At 50.4% G+C, this 20,718-nt stretch carries 23 protein-coding genes; 6 read left to right on the forward strand and 17 right to left on the reverse strand.

The genetic code is table 11. The features are described from left to right. Window positions 1-14: 14 nt before the first annotated feature. From O6D90_RS23660 to O6D90_RS23690, 7 genes are all read right to left on the reverse strand, one after another. Window positions 15-974: a S49 family peptidase gene (locus O6D90_RS23660; protein WP_000829616.1), complete on the reverse strand. Its 960-nt coding sequence runs from the start codon at window positions 972-974 to the stop codon at window positions 15-17. After that, window positions 974-1,828 carry a hypothetical protein gene (locus O6D90_RS23665; protein WP_000539392.1) on the reverse strand — a complete coding sequence of 285 codons (855 nt, stop codon included), beginning with the start codon at window positions 1,826-1,828 and terminating at the stop codon, window positions 974-976. Before O6D90_RS23665 ends, O6D90_RS23660 begins: the two co-directional genes overlap by 1 nt. A gap of 4 nt (window positions 1,829-1,832) precedes the next feature. Next, window positions 1,833-2,126, reverse strand: coding sequence for a hypothetical protein (locus tag O6D90_RS23670; protein WP_001370730.1), 294 nt, complete (start codon window positions 2,124-2,126; stop codon window positions 1,833-1,835). A 10-nt stretch (window positions 2,127-2,136) separates the two neighbouring features. After that, window positions 2,137-2,610: a hypothetical protein gene (locus O6D90_RS23675; protein ID WP_000057877.1), complete on the reverse strand. Its 474-nt coding sequence runs from the start codon at window positions 2,608-2,610 to the stop codon at window positions 2,137-2,139. A gap of 96 nt (window positions 2,611-2,706) precedes the next feature. Beyond that, window positions 2,707-3,228, reverse strand: a complete 522-nt coding sequence (locus tag O6D90_RS23680; RefSeq protein ID WP_000805800.1) for a hypothetical protein — start codon at window positions 3,226-3,228, stop codon at window positions 2,707-2,709. Window positions 3,229-3,230: 2 nt separating this feature from the next. After that, the gene (locus O6D90_RS23685; protein WP_000393785.1) at window positions 3,231-3,752 is read right to left on the reverse strand and encodes a hypothetical protein; all 522 of its coding nucleotides are present in this window, start codon (window positions 3,750-3,752) and stop codon (window positions 3,231-3,233) included. A gap of 4 nt (window positions 3,753-3,756) precedes the next feature. Then, window positions 3,757-4,365, reverse strand: coding sequence for a hypothetical protein (locus tag O6D90_RS23690; protein WP_000849071.1), 609 nt, complete (start codon window positions 4,363-4,365; stop codon window positions 3,757-3,759). A gap of 268 nt (window positions 4,366-4,633) precedes the next feature. On the opposite strand from O6D90_RS23690, the gene O6D90_RS23695 reads away from it, so the two are divergent. Both O6D90_RS23695 and O6D90_RS23700 read left to right on the forward strand, forming a co-directional pair. Beyond that, on the forward strand, window positions 4,634-5,749 hold the full coding sequence (locus tag O6D90_RS23695) for a phosphoadenosine phosphosulfate reductase family protein (RefSeq protein ID WP_000946102.1): 1,116 nt from the start codon (window positions 4,634-4,636) through the stop codon (window positions 5,747-5,749). Between the two features lie 17 nt (window positions 5,750-5,766). Beyond that, entirely contained in the window at window positions 5,767-6,201 is a 435-nt protein-coding gene (locus O6D90_RS23700; protein WP_000883925.1) for a hypothetical protein, read from the forward strand. Window positions 6,202-7,237: 1,036 nt separating this feature from the next. Here O6D90_RS23700 and O6D90_RS23705 read toward each other — a convergent pair. From O6D90_RS23705 to mobI, 3 genes are read right to left on the reverse strand one after another with little or no spacing between them, the layout of a single operon-like run. Then, window positions 7,238-8,338: a RepB family plasmid replication initiator protein gene (locus O6D90_RS23705; RefSeq protein WP_000350011.1), complete on the reverse strand. Its 1,101-nt coding sequence runs from the start codon at window positions 8,336-8,338 to the stop codon at window positions 7,238-7,240. Next, entirely contained in the window at window positions 8,323-8,610 is a 288-nt protein-coding gene (locus O6D90_RS23710) for a hypothetical protein (protein WP_000127321.1), read from the reverse strand. Before O6D90_RS23710 ends, O6D90_RS23705 begins: the two co-directional genes overlap by 16 nt. A 4-nt stretch (window positions 8,611-8,614) precedes the next feature. Then, window positions 8,615-9,154 (reverse strand): conjugative transfer protein MobI(A/C), encoded by a 540-nt coding sequence (gene mobI, locus O6D90_RS23715; protein WP_001447712.1) that lies wholly within the window; start codon window positions 9,152-9,154, stop codon window positions 8,615-8,617. Between the two features lie 498 nt (window positions 9,155-9,652). Between mobI and O6D90_RS23720 the strand changes: the two genes are divergently transcribed. From O6D90_RS23720 to O6D90_RS23730, 3 genes are read left to right on the forward strand one after another with little or no spacing between them, the layout of a single operon-like run. Further along, on the forward strand, window positions 9,653-10,636 hold the full coding sequence (locus O6D90_RS23720) for a ParM/StbA family protein (protein WP_000077458.1): 984 nt from the start codon (window positions 9,653-9,655) through the stop codon (window positions 10,634-10,636). A gap of 16 nt (window positions 10,637-10,652) precedes the next feature. Then, entirely contained in the window at window positions 10,653-10,946 is a 294-nt protein-coding gene (locus O6D90_RS23725; RefSeq protein ID WP_000919078.1) for a hypothetical protein, read from the forward strand. Between the two features lies 1 nt (window position 10,947). Next, window positions 10,948-11,367 (forward strand): H-NS family nucleoid-associated regulatory protein, encoded by a 420-nt coding sequence (locus O6D90_RS23730; protein WP_000651490.1) that lies wholly within the window; start codon window positions 10,948-10,950, stop codon window positions 11,365-11,367. A gap of 59 nt (window positions 11,368-11,426) precedes the next feature. Here O6D90_RS23730 and O6D90_RS23735 read toward each other — a convergent pair whose 3' ends face one another. Genes O6D90_RS23735 through O6D90_RS23750 form a run of 4 tightly spaced genes read right to left on the reverse strand, consistent with a single transcriptional unit; the run spans window position 11,427 to window position 13,399 of the window. Further along, the gene (locus O6D90_RS23735) at window positions 11,427-11,978 is read right to left on the reverse strand and encodes a FlhC family transcriptional regulator (RefSeq protein WP_001020646.1); all 552 of its coding nucleotides are present in this window, start codon (window positions 11,976-11,978) and stop codon (window positions 11,427-11,429) included. After that, window positions 11,975-12,583: a hypothetical protein gene (locus O6D90_RS23740; RefSeq protein WP_000891157.1), complete on the reverse strand. Its 609-nt coding sequence runs from the start codon at window positions 12,581-12,583 to the stop codon at window positions 11,975-11,977. The genes O6D90_RS23735 and O6D90_RS23740 overlap by 4 nt, the downstream gene beginning before the upstream one ends. A gap of 10 nt (window positions 12,584-12,593) precedes the next feature. Then, window positions 12,594-13,127, reverse strand: a complete 534-nt coding sequence (locus O6D90_RS23745; protein WP_032064504.1) for a transglycosylase SLT domain-containing protein — start codon at window positions 13,125-13,127, stop codon at window positions 12,594-12,596. After that, entirely contained in the window at window positions 13,127-13,399 is a 273-nt protein-coding gene (locus O6D90_RS23750; protein WP_000356489.1) for a helix-turn-helix domain-containing protein, read from the reverse strand. Before O6D90_RS23750 ends, O6D90_RS23745 begins: the two co-directional genes overlap by 1 nt. A gap of 715 nt (window positions 13,400-14,114) precedes the next feature. Between O6D90_RS23750 and O6D90_RS23755 the strand changes: the two genes are divergently transcribed. Then, the gene (locus O6D90_RS23755) at window positions 14,115-14,477 is read left to right on the forward strand and encodes a hypothetical protein (RefSeq protein ID WP_000683483.1); all 363 of its coding nucleotides are present in this window, start codon (window positions 14,115-14,117) and stop codon (window positions 14,475-14,477) included. A gap of 37 nt (window positions 14,478-14,514) precedes the next feature. Here O6D90_RS23755 and O6D90_RS23760 read toward each other — a convergent pair whose 3' ends face one another. Genes O6D90_RS23760 through traF form a run of 3 tightly spaced genes read right to left on the reverse strand, consistent with a single transcriptional unit; the run spans window position 14,515 to window position 20,617 of the window. After that, window positions 14,515-18,129, reverse strand: a complete 3,615-nt coding sequence (locus O6D90_RS23760; protein WP_072647760.1) for a conjugal transfer protein TraG N-terminal domain-containing protein — start codon at window positions 18,127-18,129, stop codon at window positions 14,515-14,517. 12 nt (window positions 18,130-18,141) lie between these two features. Then, window positions 18,142-19,575 carry a conjugal transfer protein TraH gene (locus tag O6D90_RS23765; RefSeq protein ID WP_000256129.1) on the reverse strand — a complete coding sequence of 478 codons (1,434 nt, stop codon included), beginning with the start codon at window positions 19,573-19,575 and terminating at the stop codon, window positions 18,142-18,144. A 1-nt stretch (window position 19,576) separates the two neighbouring features. After that, window positions 19,577-20,617, reverse strand: coding sequence for a conjugal transfer protein TraF (gene traF, locus O6D90_RS23770; protein ID WP_001326396.1), 1,041 nt, complete (start codon window positions 20,615-20,617; stop codon window positions 19,577-19,579). Between the last annotated feature and the right edge of the window lie 101 nt (window positions 20,618-20,718).

Here is a 20,718-nt window from a genome sequence, read left to right on the forward strand (position 1 = left end):
TCAAACTGCTCCTATCAGTAAACTTTCACAGCGCTGAGTTCTTGCACGAAGGAACTGGCTTCGAGCTTCGCTCGTTGGGTCAGTCGCCGGATGATGTCTTCGGTTGGTGTGTAGTCCACCAAGTTGCTCTGGTGGATGACGTCTCGCGCCACGGAGTTCAAACTACCCAGGCCATCAATCAGCCCAATGTCTTTGGCCTGCTCCCCGTTCCAGAGCAATCCAGAAAACACCTCTGGGTCGTCTTTCAGTCGATCACCCCGCCCAGCCTTCACTCGTTCGATGAACTGCTGGTGGGTTTTCGATAGAACGCCCTCCCAGAATTTCTTCATGTCAGAGGTAAGAGGGGAGAATGGGTCGAGAAGCGCTTTGTGCTCTCCGGAAGTGATAGCCCGGCGCTCGATGCCGAGCTTGTCCATCAAGCCGGTGAATCCAAACCCCGAGCTGATGACGCCGATAGAACCGACAAGGCTGGCGCGGTCAGCATAGATTTCATCCGCAGCAGAGGCGATGTAGTAACCGCCAGAGGCACCGATGTCATCAATGATGGCGTAGACCTTTTTCTCCGGATGAAGGGCTCGCTGCGCCTTCACTTCGTCATAAATCCGTCCTGCTTGAACCGGGCTACCGCCAGGGCTGTTTATGCGAAGCACGATAGCTTGTGAGTTCGGGTTGTCGAATGCAGCTTGGATGGACGGGATAAGGTGATCAGCATCGGCCAGAGTGCCAGCAGCAATTTCACCACGGATGTTGATATACGCGGTGTGAGGGGCTCCTGCCTTGGCGCTTTGCCACGGCATCCCACCCGGATTAGATGCCAAAATGATGAAGCCGATCATGAGAAGCACGAAACCAGATGCGCGAAGCACACGCAACATGGTCCGCCAGCGCCGGTCTTTCACCTGCTCTTTATGCAGGGTGAACATGTACTTCTCAATGAGTTCTTTCTCCCAGGGGATCTCTTTGTTTTCTGCCATTAGTTTTTCCTTTTGCATGTTTCGATTATCAGTCCCCAGAACTCTTCATCAGCGCTATCAGCCCGGTCTTTGACTTTCTGGTAAACAAGGTTGGTGTTGAGCTGATGCTCACGACAGAACTGAGCAATGTTGCTGTAGGTCCTGTCCAGATAGGTGAAGGGTTTCCCTTTACCTTTTTTCTTGGCGAGGATGAGCTTCCACTCATCATTGGAGAGTTTGTCTGCGGCCTTCCCGGTGTCCGCAATGCGCCTACGCACCGTTACCGGATCAAGTCCATGTGCTCTGGCTATGCTGGCAACGCAGTTGAACTTCCGACCGTCAATCATGACAGTAGGCAAATCACCAGCGGCAGCCTCCTTGAATCGGAAACCTCTGTAACCTGGTTTGAAGATCCCAGGAGCAAGTTGCTCACGGAACTCGATTGCTTGTTCTGACCTGACAAACTTGCTGTCGATTTTGCCGAGCATGTACTTAGCCCGAGCGATTACCTGGTAAAGCGTCTTCTCCAGGAGCATGGCGTCAGCAGCTCGACTCGGAAGACCTATGTCGTCTTCTTGCTCGATACCCAACATTTCTGCATGGCTGGAGCCTTCTGCATGTCGGAAACAGCCGTCGTACTCAAAAAGAAAGGAGGCCAAACCTCCTCTCAGCTTTGCTTTGAACCGGGTGTTGGCCGCGTTCTCTGGCGCTGGTGCCAGCTCGGACACTTCAAGCCCTAAATTTGCGGCCAACTTCCGCAGGTCTTCCTCTCCAATTCGGCATCCAGGCTGCATAACCTGCGCCAGAGCAGATTCATCAGCACATCCGCGTTCTTTCAGCTCAGCCAAGAGGTAGGGAACTCGTACTACCCCCATAAGCTCAAGCTCCCTGAATCGCGTGGACCACCAGCTCACAGAGTTTCCCGTACACAGGAGCAAGGCAGAGTGAAGCCATCACCATGCCAAAGGCTTTCGATGGAGCCTCTTTGGCGAACTTGGTCAACCACGGCATCATGCCGCACAGAGCAGCAACCATAGCGCCAGCCACCCCCAGGGAAGGGAATGCCATCACTTGGGCCAGAATGAAGAAACACTGGGCGTATGCCGCATGGGTCATCGCCTTCTTATCTGCTGCCGTGAACTCCACGGCATCTACGCTTTTGACTTTTTCCATCACATTGTCCTCATGCAACATCAGGTTTTCCGAAAAATTTCTCATACACTTCGAGGTCGAAGGCCAGCATGGTCTTTGCCGCCTTTTCACTAAGCTGGTGGAGGCTAAGCATCTGAACCTTGTCAGTGCCGGTCACTTGCAGATCCACCGCGAACCACGTCCCACCTTTGGTCACGGCCAGAACTTGCACCGCCCAGGGCTTATCCAGTCGTTCGGGCGGAGTGATCATGTTCGACACTTTGGCGACCGTCGCGGTTGAACCTACCCAGTGCTTGTCGAACGCAATGACGTTCAACGCTTCAAACGCATCCTTCGCAGCTTTAAACCGGCTCCGGACAGCATCTTGTTGCTTCCAAGCCATGAACTGGAGAAGGGTCATTCCACCAGCCATAAGGGTGAGAAAACTCAAGCCATTGGCGGCAGCTACGACCGTCGCTACCAAGGACCCCAACATGACGAAGCGGTTATGTTTAAGCTGGGCCACTATTCACCTCCTATACCAACCAGCGTACAGGACTTTTCAAAAATGCAACCCCGCCTAGCTGCCCAATTCGGGCAACCCTGATTCAATCCAGAACTTTCACATGTGAAACTTTCCGCCACAGGAACAGGAGGTTTTTACCTGACCAGAACGGATGGATTGATAGCGGTGCCACAGCTTGACCACTTCTTTTTCGCTGAGAAGGTTTGTCTTGATGTAACGGACTCTATCCCCGTCCGCTGTCTCAACAACGGTTCGGACATAGCCGTACTTGGCAACGGGTGCCTTGTACTTGTGTGACAGAATTACCCGGTAAACCGAGAGCTGGATAATGTCCGACTCATAGATGTGGTTTACCTGGCGCAGCTTGGTGTCCAAGGGAATGAGAACCCCATTCTTGGTTTGGTACACCTGATCAACCCTGCCGTGCATGGGCACCGGCTGTGTGGTTGATATGTCCTGTTCGGACAAAAACAGAGTGGCCGAGCGCAGCTCATAAGGCATGTTCTCTGATTTCCACCACGCCCAGGTGTCTCCAATGCCGCGTTTGCGCCATTGGTCCACTTTCGCAATGACGAAAGGGGCGATGATCAGGACGAATATCCAGAGAACTGGCTTCATGACTACCTCCGGCCCCTAAACCACTCTGGATGATTGGATACATCCATGCTCTTAACCTGTGATGAGAAGACCAGTAGCTCTTGGGTCGTCAGGACGGTCTCAGGAGCCCGAGCGATGAAAGGTCTCAGCAATTCAGAACCCGCATAGATATTGATGACCATATGCAATCGCTCTGTTGCTCCAGAAACTCTCCGCCAGCTCCGGTAGGTTTCTGTTGATTTGGCATAGCCAACCAAGGCAGGAGCCAGCGTGTCGGACTCCTTCGTATTCAACTTCCCTTTTGCTGCCTTCGATACGAACTCAGCGATCACCGAAGCCAGCATGTCGGAGGTAAGGTGAAGCGGCAGCTTTATCGTGTCGAAGTCAGCCTGCTTGATGGTGAACAGGCGGATGTGATCGTTGCGGTAGTCACGCACATAGATGACATGACTCTCAAATGGGTTGGAGTGGTTAAAGGCATCCATACCCCAGCCTGCGGCCTCAAGATGTGCGTTTGATACTGACTTGTCGTAATCAAATTCCACGCTATTACTCTCCGTCTTGTCGTTCAGGAACTTTCACATGTGAAAGTTTTCCGTCGGTCATGATGTCCAGGACGGCTTTGCCCAGTCTCATCCCTTTATGGTTTTGAACCGGGTCTCCCTTGTAGAAAAGTCCTGGCTCGTTATCGGGATGGAATACCCCGTGAGGAATGTTGTCGTGATCGCCCAGCCACATGCGTAGCCTCAGATCCACCAGCCACCCATCATCCAGGACAACCCAGAAATGCGGTGTCACGATGTCCTTGGTCTGTTCGTTTCGCACAAAGCCATACATGCAGTCATGAGGTACACCCGCTTCATTGAGTAGGTGGCTTACTGCCCATGTCATACCGTCACATTCCATCTGGCAGTCATCCAAGGTCATAAGGACGGCTTCCAGTTCCCGGTGCCACTCCGTCATTTGCTTGGCCGCAGGTTTTACCACCAGCTCGTTTTTGTTTTCTGCCAAGATGATGTCTTCCTCGTCAATATTGCATTCGTCTATCGCTTCCGAACGGATGGATACCGCTTCATCCCAGTCATCGCTCGATCCGAAAATGCTCCAACCCTCAAGACCGTAATTCACCCATACGATGAACCGCTTTATCGTTTTCATGTGCGGCCCCCTTTAACCGTGCAACGTTCCCACATACTCACCCCTTCAAACCGTAACCCCACCAAAAAGCCACTTCTTGATGATTTCCAATCAGCAGCGGCAGGTTGCCCCTGAACTAACCTCACCGAAAAACCACCTTTAGATTGCTTTCTGGTGCTTATCAAGTTCTCCTGAGTGATTAGTCGTTCTGAAAACTTTACTTTTCACAGTATCATTTTATAATACTGTAAATCATAAAAACAACCCAGTAAAGAAAAAAGAGCGACTTATGTTGAGACGAGAAAACCAAGGAGATTTGTTCGATGACCAGGTGGTGTTGCCATCACTGGAGTCGGTTCTTACCGGCATATCTTCCAGTCAGCGTTGTGACGATAGAACAACGTACTTCTCCGCTCCGGATGTGGACCTGAGTTTGTACGATCACATCATTGTTTGCCTGTCTGGAGGCAAAGACTCGATTGCTGCGTACTTGCGGCTGGTGGACATGGGTGTTGATAAGTCAAAGGTGGAGTTCTGGCACCATGATGTTGATGGTCAGGAAGGCAGTTCGTTGATGGATTGGGCCTTCATGCGTGATTACTGTCGTCAGCTCGGGGAAGAACTGGGTATCCCAATGTACTTCTCGTGGCTTGAGGGCGGCTTTGAGGGCGAAATGCTCAAAGACAATGCCTATAGCCACCCCCATCGTGTAGAGACGCCTGAGGGGCTTCTGGTGCTGCCTAGAGACCATAAGCGCTCTAAGCCTGGTACGCGCCTTCGTTTCCCTCAGCAATCGCCATCACTCCAAACAAGGTGGTGCTCATCAGCCTTGAAGATCGATGTTGGCCGCAGAGCTCTTAATAACCAGGAGCGCTTCAAGGGGAAGAAGATCCTTTTCATCACTGGTGAGCGCCGGGAGGAAAGTGCAAACAGATCCAAGTACAACCAGCTTGAGGCTCATGCCTGTGACAGAAGATATGGGAAGACTGCACGGTTAGTTGATGCCTGGAGGCCCGTTCTTCATTGGACTGAGGAGGAGGTATGGGAAGTAATCGAGCGTCACCGCATCCTGGCCCCAGTCCCTTATCGCCTTGGCTGGAGCCGGTCGTCGTGTATGACCTGCATCTACAACTCACAGCGTATCTGGTCCACGATCCGTCACTACTGGCCTGAACGAGCTGGGAAAATTGCTCAGTATGAACAAACCTTTGGTGTGACGGTATCAAGAAAAAAAATCGACGTAATAGATTTAGGTTCTGCTGTTGCGCCGATACAGATTAGTGATGTTGAGGCATTGGAGCAGGTATCCAGAGAAGATTACACGCTCCCGATTTTTGTGCCGGAGGGGCAGAAGTGGGTTCTCCCTGGTGGCGCATTTGGCCGAGAGGCCTGTGGTTCTGATTGATTTGTGCAGAGGTGGCAATGTTGGATTTTGTTTTTTTGGTGTTTTTGGGGTTGGGCATATCTACGGTGCTGGTGCGTCGGTCTTCCCGTAAGGGGATGGATCTTGAGCTGACATGGCTCCAGTCGTTGAAGGTCGTGCTGGTTCGTGGAGCTGTTGCATTGGGCCTGGGTTTTGGCATTGGCAGGCTTGTATTGATGGGGATGCAGTATGGTTTCCTGAGTGAGTCTGTCCTGAGGGAACATGCACTTGTCTCCGTAGCGGTGGTTCTGATCTGTGGGCTTGGTTCGTTCGTTGCGTTTCAGTGGATCATCGGGAGGATCTCTGGAAGATCGATCAGCGTCGTTTCTGTGATCAAAGCTGTGATGTACGAGTCTGGTTACTTTGTGCTGTCGATGCTTATCTTGTTGGTGATACTCGTCCTGTTCGGCCTTGCATACGAGACTTTTTTCTAAAAAAACAGTGTTGATTATTTTTTGTTCAGTGATCAAAAGGATAAATATAAAGATCTTTAGATCTTTGTATAAAGGATTAAAAACGGTTAAAGACAGGTTAGGCGTTCTAAATCACCACTCAACACATTGATATTACTGGTGTTTTCATATTTATTCCGTGCAACAAACCCATAGGTTGCCGTGCAGCGTTCCCATAGGTTGCCGTGCAACGTCCCCACATACCCTTGGATCTTATCCACTGTTATCCACACGGAACCCCTCTTTTTTCCACAAAATCCTTACAAAACAGAGCTTTCGTGCAGCGTTCCCACATATCAGATCTGGTGTTCGTGCAGTATTCCCACATGTCTAAGGTCATACGTGCAGTCGCCCCATATACAATTTTCTGAACGTGCAACGTACCCACATGTCAATTTTGGTCGTTTTTTGCACCGTGCAGCGTACCCACATATGATCGTGCAGCGTTCCCATATACCAAAACCCCGTTTATGCACAGGAAATGTGGATAACTTTTGGCCTCTTTTTGTGTGCGCGTGATCACTTTATGGACTATTAGAGTCATTTTGACTGCTTTTTTAGGTTTGTCCTGATCTGTCAATCTTTGTTCTGCTTCGTCAATCGTGCAGAGTTCCCATATATCGAGAGGTTCAGGACCTGCTTTCGTGCAACGTACCCACATATCAAATCTCATAACGTGCAGGTCCCCCACATCCTCACCCTTTAACTATCAATACCTTACGGGAACCACTCTACGGGAACCACTGGAGCAGCATGGCACTTATCCTTCGTCGTGGCTTACGCTTGCACGATACTGAGACTCAGCTTGCGACTACCGTGCAGCGATCCCATATATAGAGCCCCAGCCCACGCTGCATCTGGGGTCACGTTCGCTCTATCCGTGCAGCTCCCCCATATGCGGAGGCATTCCGTTTCCGGTCCTGCCTGGTGGGCGTACCTTGTGCGCTTTCTTCTGGCATAAAAAAAGGCGCTGACGCGCCTATCTTTCTTTTCCCTGGGGGGTGGGAGATTCTGGTGGCTATCTCCCCTTACGTTGGGGTTCATCAATGATGTCGTGGTCGATCATGCCGTGCTTGATGGCCCGTAGCTCTGTCTGCTGCTTACGCTTGTTGGACGCCATCACCTGCTTCACGAAGTTCTCATGAGGCCTTATGACGTACCGCACGTCGATGACTCTGCGGCCATCCTTGATCTGGTTCGCGTCGTAGTCGCTTATGACCTCTTGTTTGATGAGGGCCTCCAGAGCGAGCTTCATGGCTCTGACGTTCTCCGGCATCCGTGGGCTCAATTCACGAGGGCTCTGGGTCAGGAAGCTGATAAGCGATGGCGTGTACGGCGAATCTGGTGATGCTTGAGTCCAGTAGTGGCTCATTCGCTTGTAGATGTACCGTGCAAGAGGGGAGCGGATTTGCATTCCGATTTTGTAGTTGTACTGACGAAACGACAGATTCATGATCGATTCGTTTACCAGCGGGTTGAACTGCACATAGCACCTGGCGTTCCCGCCTTTCTTGCGAAACTCACCTCTGGTGGTCAGTCCCACCATCGGGAAGAAGCTGGAGCTGATGAAGGCTTCACCGTCATCACTGATACATTCGAGTGTTGCGCCACGACAAACCTGGATTGCTTCCTTGATTTCGTTCAGGTTGTACCCGTGACCCATCTTCGAGAGCTCTTTCTGGAGTTCGTACAGAGTGAACATGACTCCAGCCTTGCCCTCGATGATATGGCCTTTCCCGTTCACTGCGAGCTTGCGTAGAGCATCCTCAAGGATTTCCTCTCGCTGTCCCGCGTAGATCAGCACGGTTCTTCCGTCATCCTTCTCGATGATGGCTGGCTTCACCTTCACCGTGAAATGCTGGCCTCTGATGGTGCATTGTCGTGTCACTACAGCGTTGGATAAATCTTCATGCTCACGCTTTTGGTCCCAAATGTACTTCGGCAGCGCATCGTAGATCTCGATGGTGTTGGAGTAGTCGTCTTTCTTGGCCGGAGATTCAATGATCTCAAACAGGCTCATTTGCGGTGAGTCTTTGATTACGTCGAGTTTCTCCAGGTCTTTGTCTTTGGTTCTCTTGCTCATGATTGTTCCGTCGATACTTTCTAGCTGGTGGTCCATGCCGCCAGCATTGTCAATGCTCCCGCTGCTACCGTCGCTGAAAACACTAGCTGGTAGATGCGACGCTTAGCCCCCGCAGTGCCGCTCATAAAACGCAGGGCTGCCGCTTCATATCGGAAATGAGCGAACTCACCCCGAAGGGTGCTATCTGTCCCCTGTGGCGATTGTGGGCGCTTTGACAGGGCAGGGCGAGGATGGCTGGCGACTTTCTTGATCATCGCTTCACATTTCCCCAGTTTCGCCAATTCAGTGGCCGCTACAGATGCTGTCATGTTGTCACACCTCGTCGCTATGTGTCTTGTTTAGCTGGCGCTCGTACTCGTTTAGCGCCCGGCGAATTTTTGCTAAGGCAGTGGCGCGTTGTCTTAACACGGCATACCTGGTTTCAACTTGCTGGATCAACTCTTGTGCCCAGACAGGCTCTTTCTTGAAGTGCGACATGCTGTAGGCATGACCGCGACCCTTCTTGATATGTGTCGATAGAACCCTTTTCTTTTGTCCGGGAACTTGTTCGACAAATCTGTTGCGATACCACTCTGCAACGAGTGATACGCCTAGAATGCGAACCCGTGTACCGACACGCCCTTGTTCGTCCTCTGACGCTTCTTCACGCGCTGATTTGTGCGCGTTCCAGTACATGTCCGCTTCCTGCTGCGCCTCGACAGCAAGAACCGCTAAGGCGTGATCCAGTTTGCTCCGTACCTCTGCAACAAACTCTCGTCCCTCTGCCTCTAGCAGATCCTCTGTTATCTCGGATCGTTCTTCTTCGAGCTTCGGATCTAGCAGATCTAGCCATCGCTCTGTTGGTAGACTCACCTCAATACCCTCCCAATTCCTATCCAATTCCTATCCACATAACTATCTATCTGGAATTTAAAGCTGATTATTCCAATACTGGAATCTAGTTCTGTCACTAGGCTAACCCATCTTTGGAATTTGTCAAATTTCCCTCTATCTATCTGGAATCTTGATGCTCTTATTCTTTCACAGCCTCTTTACATATGAATCTATATTTAAAGATTCCAGATATATTGGATATGGCATCAAAGATTCCAAATGCCTCTTTACCACCGTCTCTCGATGCTGGAGGGCAAGCGGTTCTCGATGCGAGGGTAAGGTCTGTTTATCTGAGCCTATCCGTGCAGCGTTCCCATAGGTTCCCTTACTCAACGATCAAAAAGCCACCGAAAAGCAACCTATATGCCCCTTTTGGGCAATTACACAGGCCATCTGTCCCCGCTTTTAGCCTTATTCTCTATCCAACACGCGGCAAGCAATCGAAAAGCAATCTAAAAGCAATCTTTGGAGGATTTCATGAGTCAATTTGTTCTGGGTTTGGATATTGGTTACTCCAACCTGAAAATGGCAATGGGGTATAAAGGTGAGGAAGCTCGCACAGTCGTCATGCCGGTGGGGGCAGGTCCATTGGAACTGATGCCACAACAGTTAACTGGCGGTGCAGGGACCTGCATTCAGGTTGTGATTGATGGAGAGAAATGGGTTGCAGGCGTCGAGCCTGACCGATTGCAAGGATGGGAGCGTGAGCTTCACGGCGACTATCCTTCGACCAATCCATACAAGGCTCTTTTCTACGCTGCACTCCTGATGTCCGAGCAGAAGGAGATCGATGTGCTGGTGACTGGCCTGCCTGTTAGTCAGTACATGGACGTAGAGCGCAGAGAGGCGTTGAAATCTCGGCTTGAGGGTGAACACCAGATCACGCCAAAACGATCGGTAGCGGTTAAGTCTGTCGTGGTTGTACCTCAACCTGCCGGTGCTTACATGGATGTTGTAAGTTCAACCAAAGATGAAGACCTCCTGGAGATTATCCAGGGAGGAAAAACCGTTGTAATTGACCCTGGGTTCTTTTCTGTAGACTGGGTAGCTCTTGAAGAGGGAGAGGTCCGCTATCACTCATCTGGCACCAGCCTCAAGGCGATGTCGGTGTTGCTACAGGAAACGGACCGGCTAATTCAGGAAGACCACGGCGGTGCCCCTGGCATCGAAAAGATCGAGAAAGCTATTCGTGCCGGTAAGGCCGAAATCTTCCTCTACGGTGAAAAGGTATCGATCAAAGACTACTTCAAGAAAGCCTCAACCAAAGTCGCTCAAAACGCCTTGATCCCTATGCGGAAGTCAATGCGTGAGGACGGGATGGATGCTGACGTAGTTCTGCTGGCTGGCGGCGGTGCCGAGGCTTACCAAGATGCGGCCAAGGAGCTTTTCCCTAAGAGCAGGATCGTACTGCCCAACGAATCCGTGGCATCCAATGCCAGGGGCTTCTGGTTCTGCGGCTGATAGATAGGAGGTCGTTGTGGCTGGTAGCAAATGGGATGGAAAAATATCTAATCTGAACATATCGGAGCAAGCCTTTCCGGAGCTCTATCGTGAACTGTCCCAGATGCAGCATAAGGCGCGTAGTGATCGGCTCCGCGCCCTTGCTCTATTGGGTCTTTATTCTCTTCGATTTTCTGGCAACATTGGGTCTTTTGAGCAACAGAGTTCAGAGAGTCAACCTGCACAGCATCAAAATTCGCCAGTGCAGACTGACGCAAAACTGAACTCTCAACGTGATTCACTTAAAGGAAAACTGATGGGCTCCGTATGACATGAAAGACCACGAGGAGTTCTCTACGCTATCAGCGGCTGAACGTAGAGAGTTAATAATCGCAGAGTTAAAGCGTAAAAGCCGCATTCGCACCCTGTTGCGAGGACTCCCGTTAGATGAAGTTCGGGAGATCATTGACAGAATGAAGGGCGTTCTCAATGAACTGGAGGAAGAGTACAAAAAGCGAGAAGAAGAAGAAAAAGAAAAGCGAGCTCAGGCTGAGCGAATAATGAGCGACATGGAATCCTGCGGTGTGGACATCGGCTTGCTCAACGAAATGTTCACGAGCAGATCAGAACCTGATAATGCTAAATATTCAAAAGACGGAGTTTCGTGGAGTGGGCAAGGACGTCGCCCGGATGCTTTCAAGGGGTTGGGAGCTGTCGAGCTGGAGCGCTACCGTATCCCACAGAAGAAGTAAAAAAATGAGCGCCGCAAAGTTTGGGCGCTCATCTTCTGGTCCGAAATGTCATAGTCTACTCAAGCACACTCTTTCTCCCCACCACCATGCCTTCCTTGTTCTTTGCAGAACGGACATTCAACGCAGGTTCTTTGATTAACAGAGGTGAAGTACGTACACTTGCAGTTGTCGCACACCTCCAGCATTGCGTCCCCACTTCTCAGCTCCGAAGCAAGACACCAGGCATCAGTAATATCAAACGGAGCCCACCGAGCACCTTTCATTCCGGGCACTTCTTTGCGGATTGCGTGATACATTCTAAATGCCTTGTTCAAGGCTTTGATGTTCACAGACCGCAACACGGCTTCTCCACCAATGTTGAAGTAGAGCTGCATTAGAAGAGAGGCCTGTATCTTGGATGTGTGACTATGAATCAGTGTCGCACCACCCCGGAAAGTTCTGGATTTTCGTTCCAGAGTATATCCGTCCCTCTCCAGATCCTGGTAAAGCCGTCTGACCTGTTTGTAGGTCAGACCAGTCTCGATCATGATGATTTTTGTGATGTACCCAGCAAGGGCCATGTGTCGAGCTGTAACCCAGCGACCCAATGTACCAGAGTTGCCAATGTTCATCTCCACCTCCCACGTCCCTGTAGAGACTGTTGCAGTTTTTTCAATACCGGGTGTGTTAACTCTTCCCGGCTGTCATCGAGAATTTCTTCAATGATGCTCGGAGCAAAACGAAGCGTAAAATGCGTAACCGTTGTTCCAGACATGTGGCGCAACTGGCTGTCTGTTGCCTTAGCCACCAGCTCCGCAAGCTCTCTCGAAACCCCGAAAACTTCCTTTGCCATCTCCGGGTCTCTCGATGCGACGCGGTTAAATAGCAACCAGTAGGCAGCATCAAATTCATCAACACTATGGTTGATAAAAACTACAGGGTCGTAGTCGCCAGAGAGTCGCGTGATGATGTTCTGCTCTGCTGTTTCGAGTTTGAAAGAGATCAACACGCCAGAGGCCAGAGCTTCCAATTGGGAAGGTGTTGCCAGTGACAGCTTTTGAACGGTGTCCATGCCCAAAGAAAATTGTGAGGCCGCATCATCTGGACGTTCTTTTGCCAGAGTGGATAGCAGGTTCCACAATGTCAGATCGAACTCGTAGACGTTTCTATCAGCTTCTTCTTGATCGAGGTTGACGGCTCTTGCATCCCACGCACCAATAATATCCAGTTCCAACATTCCGCCCCCCTCACAAATCACGAAGGTTGCGATAGATAGCCAAGACTCGGCTACCATAGTTTCTGGCTCGGATTTCGTCTTCCCAGGCGTGATAGCGGCCAACGCCAAGCTCCAAGTCATTTGGAGATGACTGAATGGCTTCTGATAGCACCTCTGCCCCAACCATGACGTTGGTCTCTGGGTCGAGAAGATCTGCTGGAGAAGAAACTCTATGACCATTCCACCGGATGCTCACTTGCATAAACCCGACATCAATGGAACGACCGTACTGCTGCTGAAACTCAGCGAGCTTAGCCTTTGCCTGATCTTCCGACTTAGCATAGAAAGGAAGCCCAGGAACGCGAAGCGTCCAAGGCCAAGGACTTATAGAGCCATTACCTCTCCCTGATGCAGATTCGGCCAATGCGACCGAATACACTAGAAGAGGGTCGAGGTTATATGCTTTCGCTGCTTTGTCGAAGATGGTTCCGCTCAGGTCAATAGCATTCGCTGTTGATGAAAGGAGAGCCGCAGACAGAACTAGCGCCTTGGCTTTGTTCTTCATCAGCTTGCCTCCTTATGTCTGAGGGGTATTTCGTGTTCTTCGTCGTACCGCTCCGGCCAAATCTCAGACGGCTTCACACCCAAAGCTGTAGCTATCTCATGTTCCCAGCGTGGACTGGGCTTATAGAGTGCCGTAGACACCACCTGCCGAGATGTTTTGTGTTTTCTGCCCAATGCGGCCAGAGAAAGCCCCTGGATCTTGAGTTTGTACTTGATCCACTCACGTTTCTTCTCTGGGTCGCTTGGGATGTCTATCAATTGGCATTTATCCATTGTTTGCCACCCTTTAAACTGCGTTGTTAGCCATACAAAAAGTGCGTTATTCGATGAACGCTTTTAGAGTTCTTCTATTGTCACAAACTGACACATTTTGCGCCTTTACAAGCCCAAATAATGATGCTGTCAACAATAAAAAACCTTTAAAAACATACACTTAACTTTGTACCGACGGAACAAAGTTACAATACTTTTAGTAATCAATGGGATACGGATATTTTTGCGATAGTAATGGAAAGTGCGCCAAAAGAATGGCGGAAATAGCGCACGGGGAGTGCGGTATTTTGTGATATTAAATAGCGTTTAGGTATAAGTGATTTTAGGGATACAGCGAGGGCTGAAATTGCGAATACAGCAGGAGCTGAGGAGGGCAGGGAAGGCAAAGGCGCATCCCGACCACACAAGGATGATGGTGTTTACAGAAAGAGATATTTGAGAAAGAGAACTCTGCGGTGTTGCAGATGGGGACCAAAGCGTTAGCAATGGCCTATTCCATAGTGTATGCGATTTGTTTGACATGTTCAACTATGTAATGCTTTGTCAATAAACGCCTTGTTCCGTAAGGGCAAACTTTCACATGTGAAAGTTTGAGGGCAAATTCTAATCGAAGAAGTTGCCAATGGAATGGTTGTTTAGCAAAAAATAGTCAAACTTTCACAGTTGCATTTTTTGATGCCGTGGTAAACTGGAGGTAAAGAGTAAGGGGGTTGATATGAAACATGTGGTCAATATTCTTCTGCTGGGAATGGTGCTTCTGGGAATAGCCATGATGGCTGACACACCTTGGGGACTTGGTGTGGCGCTGGCTCCCTTCGGCGTTTGGGGTGCTCGTTTCCTATTTCTGGTTCACAAAAGCCTTTGGGCTGCTGTTATCTTTTGGGGAGGGATCGCTTACTTCCAGTGGCAAGTTGCTTTGGTTGTCGGGGCTCTGTTTGGACTAACGTGCTTTATCCGCGTTGCGCGGTCAGCATATAAAGAGGCACCACCTACCCGGCGCAGAAAAAAACAAACTGGTGGGTTTCAAGATTCCTATGATTTTGACCAGCGCTTCCATATTGGAGCTGGAGACGAATAAGGGGGCCTGCTGGCCCCCTTATTATTTGGTTGGTCTTTTAGAACCTTTGATTTGCTATGTTGTACCCCCTGACGGCAGTCAAATAGCTACCTGAACGGTCTCCAGCTTCCGTCGAGTTCTGCAATACGTTTACCAGCTTGTCCGTAAACTCTTCGTTTTGCTGAGAAAGAACAGGCTGACCTCCTTGCATCATCGGTGAGCCATCCGGGTTACGTTCTGCATACTCCATTTTCAGATTCTGAACAGCCTGGTTCATGCGACCTTCGTTTGTGTCAAACGATTCGGCATAAACAGCGGCTTGGGATTCAGTCAGCCCATAACGGCTTTGAGCGATAGACTGCATCGTTTCTTTGAACTCATCACCGTACTGGTTCATAAACTGCTGCGCGGCTCCACCACCAGCTTCTGCGGCAGAGGATAGCGCTGCTGCATAGAACGCGCCGCGTTCCTCAATGCTCATCCCTTTAGCGGCTTCCGATAGATCAGATTTACCAGTTAACCACTCCTTCGCTGCATCATAGCCGCTTGCAGCAGCTCCCATGACGTTGCGGCCAAGTTTAGCCATACCGACCATCGCATCACCGGCCCAGCCAAACTCCTCTTGCACGGCCTGGTCGCCGCGTTGAGTGGCCGCGATGAATTGGTCGCGTTGTTCAGGTGTCATCGTTCTCATTTGATCCATCGCTCTTGAGAACGCATCAGCGCCAGCTTGACCACCAGCAATGAGAGCTCCACCTGCTTGTTCAGCTCTGCGGCCCATCCAATCACTGGAGTTGTCCCACGCTCCCCACGCCGAAGCGCTCCAAGACATTTCCGGAAGCGAGTTCATAAGGTTATCTTGGGCTTTTTTCAGTTCAGGAGCAGATACATTTCGCTCTGTTTGCTGTGCTTGGTTATGAAGAGCTGACGTACCGGCTGCATGTTCATTTTGAACAAGGGGGCTATTCGTTGGTAACTGCCCAGCTTCTGATGCCGGATTAGTTCCAGCCATCCCAGCCACATTCTCCCGGAATCCGGTTGGGATGTTAGGTCCACTGCCTACAGCCCCTTGAACCTGACCTGGTAGGCCTTGAACATTCGGGCCTTCAATGCCGTTATTTCCGTAAGCATCACCACTAAATGCTCCGTTGCGACCGGACGCGGTATTGATCGCCTGTAGTGCGGCTTGATACCCGCCAAGCTCCTTACCCTGTTCGTAATTTTTGGAGTTGGTCATTGCTGTCATTCGCGCTGCTGCCTGGGCCACTTGAGGAGACATTCCGTAGGCTTGGTATCTTTGCTGTAGTGAAGCCGCCTCGTCTTTAACCGATTGCGGCGCGGCATTTCGGAAATAGTCATTCAGTTGGTTCATGGCCGCAGGGGTTTGTGCTACTGCACCACCGAGAGTTTTAAAGTCGGTATTAGTCATGGAGCCCATTTGGTTTTGGAGCTGACTCATTGTTGTGAAGGTGTCCGATGCAGACACCAGTTCAGAAGCGGACTTGGATAGGTTCTGGGATAAGCTATCGCCCCAGGTTTGCTTGAATGACTCGCTTCCAGAACGGCTGAAACCCTGCGCTAATTGATTTGTCAACGCCTGGCTATCGGTTTGCGAATAGCTCACACCCTTCATGAACTGGGACACATCACTCGCTGACCAGCTTGAAGAGTCTTGAGTTGATGACTCTGTTGCTCCCTTCGCTTGCGCTTTGATGTCCAGGACATCACTGCCGCCGCCTGATTCGCCATTACCACCAGCAGGAACTAGGGCTGTACTGTTTGATTTCACACCAGCAGCGGCCTTCATTGCTGCCCTGGCCTTGCCAACCATAGGCATAAGCATGGACGCAGCTTCGTCAACATCGAGTGTGCCCATAGCCTGCATGGCAAAAGCACCTTTGACAGCATCAGAGTGGCTATCATCCACCTGGAACTTATCCATGAAGTTCTTGGCTTGCTGGTTGATCAATTGGCTTTGAGCTGTGTTTTGCGACGAAACGTTGCGCCCGACATTGGAGAGTCTTGAATAGGCTTGATCCTGACTTACTCCATCAGAAAAACCTCGACCAAGAGTGCTTTGGAAAGCCTCCGATTTCTGACTTTGTAATGCCTGTGCGGAGCTCACGCCTGATGCCAAGGTGGAGCCAAGCGAGAAGGTACTGATCATGCTTTCTGCGCCGTTTGCAATCGCACCACTGAACTGGTTGTGATTGTACGCTGGCTGACTTTGCATAACCGGACCTTGCTTGAGTAGATCTGGCGTTTGCATCTTTTCGTCAACGTGGTCAGAACCACTTATTCTCGATGCCAAGCTGGTGAAGGCGTAGGTGCTACCTGTGACGATAAACAGGGAAATCACCGGAGTGGCCGCAGCCAACATGCCGCCGGTTGCAATCCAGTGTTGCAGAACATCTCCAGTTGAGGAAAGAGCGTACATGGAGTTGAGACCACCAGCACTGAGGCTAGACATCTCATTTGACGCGGCGGTATGAACAAACAGGTTTATAATTGAGAGGACTGGCATCCATAGCTGAATCCAGAGGATGGTTTGTACATATTTCCCGGCTAACTGGAGGCCGAAGCTGCCCATCACGATAATAAAAGCAATGATCGGGGTTATAGCATAAATAAAGCCTTCAAAGAACGTCAGCATTGGTCGGACGACGGTCATGAACATCGACTGCTCTGCGGCCCACTGTGTGTTCCGTTGCTGAATAGCCTGGTTGACCATCAATGCAGAGCCATAATCCTGGAGGTCCTGATAACGTCCTGCTGCGGCTTCATAATAGAGGGGCTCCAGAACGGCGGCTTTCAGATAGTCGATTGATGACGTAGTTGTGGCACCCATCGCTTGAAGCGAATCGGTCAGCTTCGTTAGAGCGTTGTCTCCAGTTGACGTGTCAATACCCAGTAGGCTGTTAAGAGCATCAACAACAACCGGGCTGCTTAGGTTGGCGGTTGCAGTGCTAATAGCCACCCATCCGTCAGTACATGTGTAGTCAGCGCCGTCAGGGTTTGCTGTAGACAAATACAACCTAGTTCCGTAGAGCTGTGAGTTGAATCGCAAAGCTGAGTCAGTTGAACGGTTCATCAACTCATCAAGGGACATTAGGTTGAGATCGACTTTGGTTAACGTGCATTCCCGAATGTAATTGTTCCAGGAACGCCTCACGTCAACATAGCCGCCTCCATTTGCTGAGTTAAGCGCAGTAAAAACTCCTGTGTCATAGGCTCGCCGTCTGACGTCATTCAACAGTTTCAGTGTTTCGGAAAAGTGGCTTTCCGTGACATTGGGTACGATTACCCCATATCCAGTTTCAAACAAATTGGTGATGGTGTATCCCACGTTGGATATGACACCTCCAGCAAAGCCTACCCCAATAGGGACATTGGCGACGACTCGAACCTGCCCTGTATAAGCGTCCTCGATAGTCACAGTTGTGGTTGGGCCGAAGAAACAGGTATATAGAATCCAACCTACCAGCACTTGCTGGAGGTTGATTTGCTTTGCGCCCTGAAAGACGGACTGAATACAGATCATCAAGACCCCAAGAAGCAGGCCAATACTGACCATCTTCTCGAAATCCCCGGTGCCGGTGATCATTGATACTGCAATCAGGATTTGCTCCAGAAAAGCAGAGTCACCGATAGAGTGGATTGAAAAAGATCCCATTCCAATAGCTCCTTAGTTCGTGCTAGGAGGATTGGACAAAGTTGCCAGCATGTATTTTTGCTTGCGGATGTTGTCCAGTAGGTTGTTGTATTTCTCAATTTGGCTTGCCAGATCGCCGTATTGAGAGGACAGGATTGTGTATTCAGCACGGATTTGCTGTTGCGATTGCGCGAGAAGCTCTAGTGCCTCTTTCTTGTAGGGTGATTTGCTGTTAGCCATCGCAATGCGAGCTGCGCGGAAGAACTCTTCCGAGAAGCTATACATCATGGTCAGGGCTATCGCTCCTGATGACTCTGTTGCGAACAGGTTAGCGCCGTCCTGTGAAAGGACAGACAAGTTACGAACAATGGTGCCAATCCCTCCGGGGAGGTTAGAAACAAAGGCCTTTTCTGGGTCGGTTAAGGTTCCAGAGTTCGTTGCGTATTTGTAGATCACACCAGGTGTAGAGCTTGTTCCTAACAGCATATCGGTGATCTGGTTCTTGATACCTTTGAGCACGACAGTTTTATTGCTGGAGCCAGCACTCAGGCAGTTGGTCGTATCAGAATCACAGGAATAGATCTCAACAGAACCGCCTGAAATCAGGTCTGACAAGGTGATCTTGTTACCTGGTAGGGTCGTCAGAGGGGTTGTTTTCGCACCAGTGCCGGTTGAGTTCGGGTCGTTTACCAGATCACCAATGATGACTGTGCCGGTTAAAGACATGATCGCTTCAAGAAGGGTGTTATCCCCGTACTGGAACCAGGTGTTGGCGTTGTTGCTCTTGAGTTGCTTCCAGACGATGTTGCCAATCATCTTGTTGTATTCGTCAGGTTTGTTGGCTTTCAGTTCTTCCAGAGGACTCTTGCCGCTGGTTTCCTGCTTGGACCCGAAGAAGTCTTCATACAGGCCGGAAGTTGTCGCGGTTATAGAAGCATCAGTTTTGTGTTTAAGGTCCATGCCGCTGGTTAGGTCGTTCACGAAACCTTGAGCGAGCTGGCAGGAGTTGCCCAGATGTTGGTTGAGCGCTTGCACTTTCTTCTGGAAGTTCTCTATCCACTTCGCTCCGTCCGGGAAAACGTTATCGAGCGCAAGCTGGAAGGCATAGCCCTTGGCGTTGGCTGCTACAGCCCGAAGGAGTTGGACAATTTGATCCGCGTTAATGAAGGAAAGCGAACCGCCGAACAGATCTACACCACCGCAACCAGCTTTCCATGATGGAGGGGCAAAGCTCACCAGGTTCTCGTCGAAGATTCGTGTCTTTGCAGTGAACCGGCCACCAGCTAAAACGCCACGTCGTTGGCTTTCATAAACCCCAGGTGGTGTTGTGTTGCTCATTTCATTGAAGAGTTTGTCCATCTGTGATTGGAGGCCGTTAGCGGCTATCGCCCCTGTCGGTGCCATGACGAGACTGGCCGCCACACTCAGGGCAAGCAGGCTCCTTTTTAATGTCTTGTGCGTGACCATCTTAGTTCTCCTGTAATTTGTCCCGGATGTACTTCATGAGTTGTTCCGGTGGCACAAAGTTGTCTTTATCACCGCTCGCTTGAGATAGCTGTTTGAGGTCAGAGCCCAGCTCTGGTGAGGCCAAGCGTTCGGCTATGTTGTTTTCCAGGTTGAGTACCGGACGTGTACGGTTAAACTCTTCGTCTGTGACCCAACCATTGCGTTTTGCTGCGACCAAAATCCTGTGATTCAGCTCAGGAAGAGACATTGGCCCTTGTCCTATAGGAGCGAACTGACCGTCTGGAGATGCGAGGTAAACAGCAGGGAAAGTTACGATACCAAGTTGTTTGGCATGGCCTTCATCGGTTTTGTAATGGGGGAAAAGCCCACTGGGGAGTGGTTTGCCGTCCATAGATACAGGAATGATCGAGAATCCTTCTCCTTGTTCCAACATCTTGATGAGCGGTGCTTGCAAGTCACTGTAGTCATCGTCGGACTTGTAGAAGAAGAATATCCCTACGCGTTCGGCTACGCTTTTGAGTAGCATGTTTTTGGCGTTACCAGCGTCACGATCAACTTGTTGTGAGGCAAACGTGGCAGCAGGACGTCGAGTAATTTCATCCAAGAAAGGATCACCTACGACCGCCAGCTCTGTAGCATCGGAAAATTGTTCAGAGCGATCTATCGCAAATCGTTGCAAGTAGAGAAACGTCCTGACGTTTTCAACGGTAGGATTGTTCCAAGCAAGGTCTTTGTACTTGGGTAAGTTTTCCCGGAACCATTCCGCTGAGAACATTTCTGGGCCGCTCGGAAGCGGAGCAGCAGGCTTAGGCTGTGTAGGCTTCGCTTCTGCCACAGGCTTTGGTTTGGGCTTTTCGGGTTTTTTCTCTGGTTCTTTGGGCTCTTCCTTGTACCAGAACCAACCCTCTTCCTTTCGCTCATAAAAACCAGGTCTTGTGCCATCTTGAGCCCAAGCCTGGTGTGATGCCCCCAGCGTGAGCGCTGCAAGGAGCAGTAAATTCAAAGGTGATTTTTTCATAGTCTCACGCACGTATTTTCCCATGCTCGATATGGTAGAGGTGGGAGGCGTGAAATTAGGCAGGTGTAAGCGCCCATTTAGGGCGCTTAGAGCGTTTTATTTGTCAACTTTCACATGTGAAAGAA

This window comes from Citrobacter sp. 21OH12SH02A-Citro (genome assembly GCF_027919895.1).
Taxonomy (GTDB): Bacteria; Pseudomonadota; Gammaproteobacteria; order Enterobacterales; family Enterobacteriaceae; genus Citrobacter; species Citrobacter braakii.

Coding starts and splice junctions, on each gene's coding strand:
- O6D90_RS23660 (WP_000829616.1), bottom strand. CDS start 974: ATGGCAGAAAACAAAGAGATCCCCTGGGAGAAAGAACTCATTGAGAAG.
- O6D90_RS23665 (WP_000539392.1), bottom strand. CDS start 1,828: ATGGGGGTAGTACGAGTTCCCTACCTCTTGGCTGAGCTGAAAGAACGC.
- O6D90_RS23670 (WP_001370730.1), bottom strand. CDS start 2,126: ATGGAAAAAGTCAAAAGCGTAGATGCCGTGGAGTTCACGGCAGCAGAT.
- O6D90_RS23680 (WP_000805800.1), bottom strand. CDS start 3,228: ATGAAGCCAGTTCTCTGGATATTCGTCCTGATCATCGCCCCTTTCGTC.
- O6D90_RS23690 (WP_000849071.1), bottom strand. CDS start 4,365: ATGAAAACGATAAAGCGGTTCATCGTATGGGTGAATTACGGTCTTGAG.
- O6D90_RS23695 (WP_000946102.1), top strand. CDS start 4,634: ATGTTGAGACGAGAAAACCAAGGAGATTTGTTCGATGACCAGGTGGTG.
- O6D90_RS23700 (WP_000883925.1), top strand. CDS start 5,767: ATGTTGGATTTTGTTTTTTTGGTGTTTTTGGGGTTGGGCATATCTACG.
- O6D90_RS23705 (WP_000350011.1), bottom strand. CDS start 8,338: ATGGACCACCAGCTAGAAAGTATCGACGGAACAATCATGAGCAAGAGA.
- O6D90_RS23710 (WP_000127321.1), bottom strand. CDS start 8,610: ATGACAGCATCTGTAGCGGCCACTGAATTGGCGAAACTGGGGAAATGT.
- O6D90_RS23720 (WP_000077458.1), top strand. CDS start 9,653: ATGAGTCAATTTGTTCTGGGTTTGGATATTGGTTACTCCAACCTGAAA.
- O6D90_RS23730 (WP_000651490.1), top strand. CDS start 10,948: ATGAAAGACCACGAGGAGTTCTCTACGCTATCAGCGGCTGAACGTAGA.
- O6D90_RS23735 (WP_001020646.1), bottom strand. CDS start 11,978: ATGAACATTGGCAACTCTGGTACATTGGGTCGCTGGGTTACAGCTCGA.
- O6D90_RS23740 (WP_000891157.1), bottom strand. CDS start 12,583: ATGTTGGAACTGGATATTATTGGTGCGTGGGATGCAAGAGCCGTCAAC.
- O6D90_RS23745 (WP_032064504.1), bottom strand. CDS start 13,127: ATGAAGAACAAAGCCAAGGCGCTAGTTCTGTCTGCGGCTCTCCTTTCA.
- O6D90_RS23750 (WP_000356489.1), bottom strand. CDS start 13,399: ATGGATAAATGCCAATTGATAGACATCCCAAGCGACCCAGAGAAGAAA.
- O6D90_RS23755 (WP_000683483.1), top strand. CDS start 14,115: ATGAAACATGTGGTCAATATTCTTCTGCTGGGAATGGTGCTTCTGGGA.
- O6D90_RS23760 (WP_072647760.1), bottom strand. CDS start 18,129: ATGGGATCTTTTTCAATCCACTCTATCGGTGACTCTGCTTTTCTGGAG.
- O6D90_RS23765 (WP_000256129.1), bottom strand. CDS start 19,575: ATGGTCACGCACAAGACATTAAAAAGGAGCCTGCTTGCCCTGAGTGTG.
- traF (WP_001326396.1), bottom strand. CDS start 20,617: ATGGGAAAATACGTGCGTGAGACTATGAAAAAATCACCTTTGAATTTA.